Source organism: Burkholderia sp. Tr-20390, assembly GCF_017104595.1.
In the GTDB taxonomy this organism is placed as follows: Bacteria; Pseudomonadota; Gammaproteobacteria; order Burkholderiales; family Burkholderiaceae; genus Burkholderia.
Map to the genome: position 1 here is coordinate 1 of NZ_JAAGPC010000256.1, position 9,063 is coordinate 9,063.

The window sequence follows — 9,063 nt, forward strand, 5'->3', positions numbered from 1 at the left end:
TTGCCGCGTCGTGCGCCGGATCCTCGGCGCGCCAGCGCGCGAGCGCGGCATCGAACGCTTCGTCGGTACGGCCGGCCTGCCGGTCGACCCACCATTCCACCGCGCGCCGCGCCACTTGCGGCGGCACCGCCGGCGCTCCCGGGGCGGCCATCGGTCAGGCCGCCATCGCGAAGAAGCACTGCGTGCCGGCCTTCACGAGATAGCGTTTCACCGTCGCCAGCGACACGCCGAGTTCGCGCGCGATCTCGGCCTGCGTGAGCCCGTCGAGCTGCGCGAGCAGGAACGCCCGCTTCGCCGCGAGCGGCAGGCCGTCGAGCAGCCGGTCGATTTCGAGCAGCGTCTCGAGCACGACGGCCCGCTCCTCCGGCGACGGCGCATGCGCTTCGGGGCGCAGTGCGAGCGCATCGAGATACGCGCGCTCGATCTGCTCGCGCCGCCAGTGGTTGCTCAGCACGCGCTGCGCGACCGTCGTCAGGAACGCGCGCGGCTCGTCGGCGCCGATCGGCTCGTCGCGCGCAAGCAGGCGCATGAACGTGTCATGCGCGAGATCGGCCGCGCGGTGCGCGCAACCGAGCTTCCGGCTCAACCAGCCGCGCAGCCACGCGTGGTGGCCGGTGTAGAGGGCGTCGATTTCTCGATGGAGAGACAGCTTGTCAGCAGACATGGCCGGGTTCCGGGAGGCGCAGGCGTCAACGATTTTGTAAATGAGAATGATTATTATATACAAAACCAGATCGGCGACCGGCGTTTCGGTGCGCGGGGGGTGGTGGCTGCGCTGGGGCGGGCGGCGCGGTGCTGTCGGTCACGCCGGCGTGACACACGCACGACGTTCCACACGCGCAGTACCCGTGATGAGGAATCGGTCACCCAACCGTGAGGCCGTCGCCGGCCGCACGCGCCGCGTAATTAACACATTCATTACCCCCGGGCCAATTCGATTCATTCAATAATTATTTGACGGATCGATAACAATATCCCGGCCATCCCGATTCCTCCGCGAAATGCCCGAAATTATCGCGAGATATGCAAGCCGCAATGGCCAAATCGCGAAATGCCAATCGATTGATACGCGATTTTCAACAATTCAAATCCCTCGATCGCGGTAATCGGAGGACATCCCTGTCTGCGTCAGGCCACAAAAGAGAATTTCATTTTTGCCGTTTTAATCGGGCTCGGTAGTCTCCTGCCATTCCGGATCACGCACACAAGCCAATGCGCAAGGAGATGACAATGAAACGCACGACCCTCTCGCTGATTTCCGTCGCGTCATTCGCGGCGATACCCGTCGCGCAGGCGCAGTCGAGCGTCACGCTGTATGGCGTGATCGACACGTCGATCACCTACGTGAACCATGCGCAGGGCAAGGACAATGCGTGGATGCTCGGCAACAGCAGCGCGGGCAACCTGGCCGGCAGCCGCTGGGGCGTGAAAGGCACCGAGGATCTCGGCGGCGGGCTCAAGGCGCTGTTCCAGCTCGAGAACGGCTTCGACCCGAGCAACGGCCGGATGGGCCAGGGCGGCCGCCTGTTCGGCCGGCAGGCGTTCGTCGGCCTGACGAGCGACCGCTACGGCACGCTCACGTTCGGCCGCCAGTACGATCCGCTCGTCGATCTCGTGCAAGGCATCACCGCCGACAACTATCTGGGCAGCGTGTTCGCGACGGCGGGCGACGTCGACAACTACGACAACAGCTTCCGCGTCGACAACGCGGTGAAGTACACGTCGGCCGTCTATTCGGGTTTGCAGTTCTCGGCGATGTACTCGTTCGGCGGCATCGCCGGCAGCACCGGCGCCGCGAATTCGTATTCGGCCGCCGTGTCGTACAGCAACGGGCCGTTCAGCGTCGCGGGCGGCTACTTCCACACGACCAACAGCCCCGCGTCGAACACGCAGCGCACCGGCTGGACCAGCTCGTCGGACGGCACGTTCGACGGCCCGGTCAACAGCGGCTATGCGAGCGCGCATTCGATCGGCATCGCTCGCATCGCGGGCCAGTACGTCGCCGGCCCGTTCACGGTCGGCCTCGGCTACAGCAACGCGCAGTACCGCCGCGATGGCAGCTCGGTGTTCGGCTCGAACGAGCACTACAACACGGGGCAAGGATTCGTGAACTACCAGGCAACGAACGCATTGCTGGTCGGCGTCGGCTACAGCTATACGCGCTCGGGCGGCGACACGTCGGCCACCTATCACCAGGTATCGGCCGGCGCGGACTACACCCTGTCGAAGCGCACCGACGTCTACCTGAGCGCCGCATACCAGCACGCCAGCGGCCAGACCGGCGACGGCCAGGGCGGCTCGATGGCCGCGCAGGCGTCGATCGGTTCGTACGGCTATGCGGGCACGAGCTCGCAGACGATGGTCAACCTCGGCCTGCGTCACCGCTTCTGATGCGAAACGGCCGGCTGCGCGCCGCGCGGCCGCTCGGGTGCGCTTTCACCGATACGGCGGCTTCGGCCGCCGTTGCTTTTGAATCGCCCTTCCCTTCTCATCCCGGATATCGACTTCAGCGCGATTTCCATCCGGTTCGATTCAGCACCGATTTCCGCGAGTAAATGACGCGACGCGTCAGTATTCCGGCCCCGCCATTACGCTGGTATTCGCGCGAAAATCCGGCCATTTTTACCGATAATGCTTCGCCGAACCGCGTGATCCGACGCGATAAAAATGCGTGGCGAACGCATGGGGCAAATGCAAAGGAAAGTTTGACGTGAGCCATTTGCGTGCGCGCTATGGCACACTTCGCGTCTGCGTAATTTCCTTGCACCGGGCGGCCGGTTTCCGCCCCATCCTGCCATGCCGCGTCAGACAACCCGTTCGATCAGCCGAGATACGCTGAAAATCGCCGCGACGATTGCGCTGTCGTGCGCGCTCGCCGGTGTCGCGCGGGCCGATTGCCTCGACGACGCGGCCGCGTTCCAGCACGTGAGCGTCAGCCTGATGCGCGGCATCGCGCAGGTCGAGTCGGGCATGAATCCGAGCGCCGTCAACACCAACACGAACGGCACGGTCGACATCGGCCTGATGCAGATCAACAGCACCTGGCTGCCGACGCTCGCGCGCGAAGGCATCACGCGGGAGAGCCTGTTCGATGCCTGCACGAACGCGTACGTCGGCGCGTGGATCCTGTCGCAGAACATTCGCCAGCTCGGCGCCAACTGGAACGCGATCGGCGCGTACAACTCCGCCTCGCCCGACAAGCGCCTCGCGTATGCGCGCAAGGTCTATGATGCAATCCGGACCATGCCGGATTCGCCGGATACTCCCATGCCCATCCTTCCACCGTCCTTTACGCCGCCGCAACAGGCCCAGGCGTACAACCCGTTCGCGAGCCTGAGCGTGTCCGCCCCGCAGCAGGTCACGCGTCCGCGCACGATTTCGTCGGCTCCGCCGCCTCCGCCGCCGCAGGGCGGCCCCGCCGGCCCGGCCGGCTCGTACAACTTCGGATGGACGGTCACGGGGGCGGACCAGGCGAAGCCGACCCAGGTCTTCGACGACGGCGCACGGATCTACGTGCAGTTCAGCGACATGAAGCACGTGCCGGCGATCTTCACCGAGACGTCGTCCGGGCGCGTGCTGATGTCGTGGGAGCTGCAGTTTCCGTATGCCGTCCTGACGCGACCCGCGCAAACGTTGATCTTCCAGCTCGGGCCGTTCGAGGCGCGCGCGCAGCGTAGCGCGGGCAATGGCGCCGGGATGACGGCGCAGGCCGGGACGGGGGGCGCGGCGGCGGCCGCCGGGGCGAAAAAGTCGGCGAATGCGGCGACGAGTACGGCAGCCAATCCGGCGGCGGCAACGACCGCGGCAAAACGCACGGCGTCGGCCGATGCGCTGTGGTACGTGAATACGCCTTCGACGTCGGGAACCGCGGCGGCCTCGCCGTCGACCGCGAACATTCCGGCCACGCTGCCGACCGCGATCACGTCGAACACGCCGCCGCCCGCGCCGGCCCAGGTGCCCGCTGCAGCCGCTCAGCCGTCGCGCGCCAGCGCGGATGCGCTGTGGTACATCTCGAAGTAGCGCACCGCCGATCGCACGCGTCGCGCGGCGATCATTGCGCCACGGTCGGCGGCAGCTTGGGCGCGTTCATGTCGTCCACCCATTGCAGCTCGGCCGTGCCGTTCTTCCTGAAATACACGCGCAAATAGCGCGACGTCGACGATTCCGGCTGCGGAATCGTCACGTCGATCGTCTTGTGTTCCGCCGCGACGCCACGCTCGATCTCGTCCAGCGGTTGCGCGAACACCCACGCGAGCTTCACTGTTTGCCCCGGCGCGACCTTGCAGCCACAGGCGAACCCGCCGCCCCCGCCGAAGGCTTCACCGGCTTCCCGCGCGGACGGATTGCCGAAGCATCCCGACTTGTGTTCATTGTCGAGCCAGAACTCGTGAAGCTTGCGGGTGTACTCGTTATAGCCGGTGACGCAAACGGTGCGACGCGCCGACGATGCTGCGCCGTCGTGTCGTTCGCATCCGGCCAGCATGCCGAGCACGCCCAGCGCCGCCAGTGTCAGCGCGCGGGCCCCTGCCCTGGTCTGCGTCGACAGCCTCGCAAACGCGGCAATCCCGGACATCGCACGCATGCCGACCACATTCACGCGCATACCCGCACGCACGCCGCCACCGGCTACACCGCTCACCCGCGCCGCACCCAGATCACCTTGCCGTCGCGAATGCCGAGATTGCGGCGTTCCTGCCGGTAATCCATCGTGCCCGGCAACGACTTGCCGTCGCGCTCGAGCACGCGCCACAGGCAGCCGTCCAGTTGCGCCGCCGCATCGGCCTCGGTCTTGCCGACCAGCGCGTCGTCCGGCCCCGCGTCCGCCTTGCAGGCCTGCGACGTGCGTGCCGGCTCGCCGTTCATCACCATGCCGCCCGCGGTCGCATTCTTCGTTTTCATGTCCGTGCATCCCGCAAACGTTGCGCCCGCAACCAGCGCCATCATCATCGCGATCGTCTTCTTCATCGGATTCTCCCTGTTGCGCCCGGTAGAACCTGTGCGGCGTTCCCGCCGACCGGGCGTTGCATGCATGTTCGGTCCGCGCGCCCGGGCCACGCCGATTCCGCGTGTCCCCGGCCGCGGGTTCGGCCTGCCGCCGAAGCCGGCCTGCATGTTACCGCACGCCGCGCGGCGTGACGGCACATGCAGGCCGGCTGCGCCACACGATGCGTGCCGCGATGATTCGCTCAGAACTTGTAGGTCGCGCCCGCGATGGCGTAGTAGTTGCTGCGCGACTGGACGATCGGACTGTCGCCGTAGCGGCCGAGCAGCCGCGTCACGCCACCGGTCGCGAGCACCGACCAGTGCTGCGAGAGCGTCCAGTTCCACGCGAGCGCCATCGACGCGCTGTCGATCCCGCCGCGCGTCGAATACGGCCGGAACCGGCTCGTCATCGACTGCGCATCGGTCACGCCGTAGAACGTCTGCGTGTAGCGCCCCGAGCCCGCATGCACGGTGCCCGTCACGATGATCTCGTGCTGCGCGGTCTTGAACACCGGCACCGCAAGGTCCATGTGCCCCGACACGCCGCGCGACGTGTGCGTCACGGGTGAGTCGATCGTGACGCTCAGTTCCGCCGCGTTGAACAGCGTCACGCCCGCGCGCACGCCGACCAGCACCGAGCCCGGAACCCGGCCCATGCCCTTCAGGTAGTCGGAGCCAGGCAAGTCTAGGCGGTTCTCGTCGGCGCGACCCGGGTCGTAGCTCACCGCCGCCGACACGAACGCGCCGTGCGGCAGGTCCAGCCGGTAACCGGCGCCCTGGGTGCTGTCGATGAAGAAGCCATTGCCGAACCTCGCGGAAAACCCCGGCGCAACGACGCCGCGAGACTGGTTGCTGCCCGGGTAGCGCGGCGCGATACCGCCACCCAGCGACAGCGAATACTGGTTTTCCGCGTGGGCGGCGGCGGCAAGGGTCAGGCCGGCGAGCGGCATGCAATAGCGGTAGCGGCGGAGTATTGGGCGCACAATATTGAGATAAAAGTGACGGAGCCCGCAGTCTAGGTGTCGCCTCGCGCCGCGACTGTCCTGAATATTCGGGGAATCTGTGCTCAATTGTGTTCGATTGTTCGAGATTGTCGCCCCGCTCCCCCGGCCTTCGATGCGCCGGATAGAATTCGCGTGCCGCGCCGCGCACGGGCTCGCCCCGGTGTGAAACGGCGCGTGCATATTGACGAGACCATGAACGAAGATCCGCTCAAATACCGCGTACTGCTGATCGAGGACGACGACCGCCTGGCGCAGCTCGTCCGCGAATACCTCGACGGTTATGAATTCACGGTGACGGTCGTCCGGCGCGGCGACCTCGCCGTCGCCGCGGTGCGCGAGCACCAGCCGGCCCTCGTGATACTCGACCTGATGCTGCCGAACCTCGACGGCATGGAAGTCTGCCGGCGCATCCGCGCGTTCACCAACGTCCCGGTGCTGATCCTGACCGCGCGCCTCGATGTCTACGACCAGGTCGCGGGCCTCGAGACGGGCGCCGACGACTACGTGACGAAGCCGATCGAACCGCGCGTGCTGGTCGCCCGCGCCCGCGCGCTGCTGCGCCGCGCGCAGCCGGCCGTCGCGGAAGCGCCGGTGGCCGCGCCCGAAGCGCTCGTGTTCGGCGAACTGGCGATCTCGCCGCCGAACCGCACCGTCACGTGGCGCGGCGAGCCGGTCGACCTGAAGACCGCCGAATTCAACCTGCTGCTGATCCTCGCGCGCGCGGCCGGCACCGTGCTGAGCCGCGACGACATCCTGAAGCAGCTGCGCGGAATCGAGTTCGACGGACTCGACCGCTCGGTCGATTCCGGCATCTCGAAGCTGCGCCGCCGCTTCGAGGATGCGTCGTCGGAGCCGCACAAGATCAAGACGATCTGGGGCCGCGGCTACCTGTTCAGCCCTTCCGCGTGGGACGAATAAATGCTCCGCCCATTGATTCGGCTGTACCTCGTCGTGATCCTGTTCGTCGCGGCGTCGATCATCTTCATCCAGCTGTCGTTCGACCGGATCTTCTACGATCGCAGCGCGCAGGCGGAGCGCGACGCGTTGACGACCTACGCGTTCGTGCTCAACGACTACCTCGAACGCCATCCGGGCGAGCAGCGCAAGGTGGCGCTGCGCGAGCTCGCGAAGCACGGCAACGAACGGTTCGACTTCATGCCGATAGCCACCGCCCGCGCGCAATTGAGCGGCGAGCCGCTGCGCGATCTCGACGCCGGCCTGATCGCGATCAGCTACGACGCCAAGGATTACTACATGCCGCTCGCGGATGGTTCGGTGCTGCATGCGCGGCCGATCGAGGCATTCAGCCTCGACATCAGGATCTATGCGTACATGCTGCTCGCGCTCAGCACGCTGTTCGCGGTGGTGCTGTGGATTCACTATCACTGGCGCGACCTGCGCAGGCTGCAGGAAGCCGCCCGCGCATTCGGCGCCGGTACGCTGTCGACGCGCGTGAAGCTGTCCGGCAAGTCGAACATCTACGAGCTGTCGCAGCAGTTCAACGACATGGCCGAGCGCATCGAGGCGTCGATCAAGCAGCAGCGCGAAATGATGCACGGCATCTCGCACGAACTGAAGACGCCGCTCGCGCGGCTCGAATTCGGGCTCGCGCTGCTCGCCGAGCCTGACGAAACGGCCCGGATGCGCGAACGCCGCGACGCGCTGCGGCGCGACGTGCGCGAGCTCGACGAGCTCGTCACCGAGCTGCTGACGATCGGCCGGCTCGAACAGGGTGCAAGCCAGCTCGCGCCGATGGAAGTCGTCGTCGACGCGCTGCTCGACAGCGTCGCCGGCAACGTCGCGAACGACATCGTCGATCGCGGCATCACGCTCGACGTGTCGGCCCTCGACGCGCCCGCGACCCACGTATGCGACCCGAAGCTGGTCGCCCGCGCATTGCTGAACCTGATCCGCAACGGCGCACGTTACGCCTCGCGCACGGTGCTGCTCGCCGCCGAGCGCAACGCGTCCGGCGCGCTCGTGTTGAGCGTCGACGACGATGGCCCCGGCATTCCGGCCGCCGAACGCGCCCGCGTGTTCGAACCGTTCCAGCGGCTCGACTCCAGCCGCGACCGGCAGACCGGCGGCTTCGGGCTCGGGCTCGCGATCGTGCGGCGCGTCGCGCAGGTGCATGGCGGTGACGTGCGGCTCGAGGATTCACCGCTCGGCGGCGCACGCTTCGTGATCACGCTGCCCGCGCTGTCGCTGCCGGACAACCTGTTCGACTTGCCGGCTACCCTCGCGCATGCCGACGCATTCGGCGCCAGCACCGGCATGGCCCTCCCGCGGCAATGAAGCGCGCGGCAGGCGGCGCCCCGGCCGCCCTCGCCTGACCTGCGCGCCGCTCAGCGGCGGCGCAGCAGCGCGACGAAGAACAGGCTGCCGAACATCGCGGTCACGATCCCGATCGGCAGATCCTCCGGCGCCGCGAGCGTGCGGGCGGCCACATCGGCCCAGACGAGCAGGATCGCGCCCGTCAGCGCGGCCACCGGCAGCAGCCTGCCATGCTCGGCGCCGACGACACGACGGCACAGATGCGGCGTCACGAGCCCGACGAAGCCGATCGCCCCGCTCACCGCCACCATCGCGCCCGTCGCGAACGACGCGACGACGAACACCTCGCGCCGCAGCCGCGCGCTCGGCACGCCGAGCGCCGCCGCGGCAACATCGCCCGACATCAGCGCATTCAGTTCGCGCCGGCGCGCGTACAACGCGCCGCCGGCGAGCGCCGTGCAGACGGCCGGCACCGGCAGCAGGTCCCAGCGCGCCAGCCCGACGCCGCCGAGCATCCAGAACAGCACGGAGGACGCGGCGCGCTGGTCGCCGAGATACAGCAGCAGGTTGCCGAACGCGGCCATCATGAACGACACCGATACCCCCGCGAGCAGCAGCCGGTCCGATTCGAGCCGGCCGCGCCGGTAAGCGAGCGCGACGACGCAGGCGGTCGCCGCGAGCGCGCCCGCGAACGCGGCAGCCGACAGCGTGAACGGGCCGAGCGCCGCACCGGCCATCACGGTGACCGCGACGGCGCCGAGCATCGCCCCCGCGCTCACGCCGAGCAGGTGCGGATCGGCCA

The 9,063-nt window shown here is 67.6% G+C and carries 10 protein-coding genes; 4 read left to right on the forward strand and 6 right to left on the reverse strand.

The annotated features are described in order from the left end of the window. Together G3N98_RS36285 and G3N98_RS36290 are read right to left on the reverse strand one after the other, a co-directional pair. A partial coding sequence (locus G3N98_RS36285) for a DUF4880 domain-containing protein (protein ID WP_206150824.1) occupies positions 1 to 151 on the reverse strand: 151 nt, incomplete at its 3' end. Positions 152 to 154: 3 nt separating this feature from the next. Further along, on the reverse strand, positions 155 to 664 hold the full coding sequence (locus tag G3N98_RS36290) for a sigma-70 family RNA polymerase sigma factor (RefSeq protein ID WP_089425105.1): 510 nt from the start codon (positions 662 to 664) through the stop codon (positions 155 to 157). Positions 665 to 1,230: 566 nt separating this feature from the next. Between G3N98_RS36290 and G3N98_RS36295 the strand changes: the two genes are divergently transcribed. Together G3N98_RS36295 and G3N98_RS36300 are read left to right on the forward strand one after the other, a co-directional pair. Next, positions 1,231 to 2,391: a porin gene (locus G3N98_RS36295; protein ID WP_089472568.1), complete on the forward strand. Its 1,161-nt coding sequence runs from the start codon at positions 1,231 to 1,233 to the stop codon at positions 2,389 to 2,391. A gap of 405 nt (positions 2,392 to 2,796) precedes the next feature. Then, positions 2,797 to 4,020 carry a transglycosylase SLT domain-containing protein gene (locus G3N98_RS36300; RefSeq protein ID WP_206150820.1) on the forward strand — a complete coding sequence of 408 codons (1,224 nt, stop codon included), beginning with the start codon at positions 2,797 to 2,799 and terminating at the stop codon, positions 4,018 to 4,020. 31 nt (positions 4,021 to 4,051) lie between these two features. On the opposite strand, the gene G3N98_RS36305 is transcribed toward G3N98_RS36300, so the two are convergent. From G3N98_RS36305 to G3N98_RS36315, 3 genes are all read right to left on the reverse strand, one after another. Further along, positions 4,052 to 4,573, reverse strand: a complete 522-nt coding sequence (locus G3N98_RS36305; RefSeq protein WP_241026235.1) for a hypothetical protein — start codon at positions 4,571 to 4,573, stop codon at positions 4,052 to 4,054. A gap of 62 nt (positions 4,574 to 4,635) precedes the next feature. Then, on the reverse strand, positions 4,636 to 4,965 hold the full coding sequence (locus G3N98_RS36310; protein WP_039347574.1) for a hypothetical protein: 330 nt from the start codon (positions 4,963 to 4,965) through the stop codon (positions 4,636 to 4,638). A gap of 221 nt (positions 4,966 to 5,186) precedes the next feature. Beyond that, on the reverse strand, positions 5,187 to 5,933 hold the full coding sequence (locus G3N98_RS36315) for a MipA/OmpV family protein (protein WP_206150821.1): 747 nt from the start codon (positions 5,931 to 5,933) through the stop codon (positions 5,187 to 5,189). A 246-nt stretch (positions 5,934 to 6,179) separates the two neighbouring features. On the opposite strand from G3N98_RS36315, the gene G3N98_RS36320 reads away from it, so the two are divergent. Further along, entirely contained in the window at positions 6,180 to 6,905 is a 726-nt protein-coding gene (locus G3N98_RS36320; protein ID WP_089472565.1) for a response regulator, read from the forward strand. Then, on the forward strand, positions 6,906 to 8,282 hold the full coding sequence (locus G3N98_RS36325; RefSeq protein WP_206150822.1) for an ATP-binding protein: 1,377 nt from the start codon (positions 6,906 to 6,908) through the stop codon (positions 8,280 to 8,282). 50 nt (positions 8,283 to 8,332) lie between these two features. Here G3N98_RS36325 and G3N98_RS36330 read toward each other — a convergent pair. Continuing rightward, positions 8,333 to 9,063, reverse strand: a 731-nt coding sequence (locus G3N98_RS36330) for an iron ABC transporter permease (protein WP_206150823.1), incomplete at its 5' end; no start/stop codon positions are given.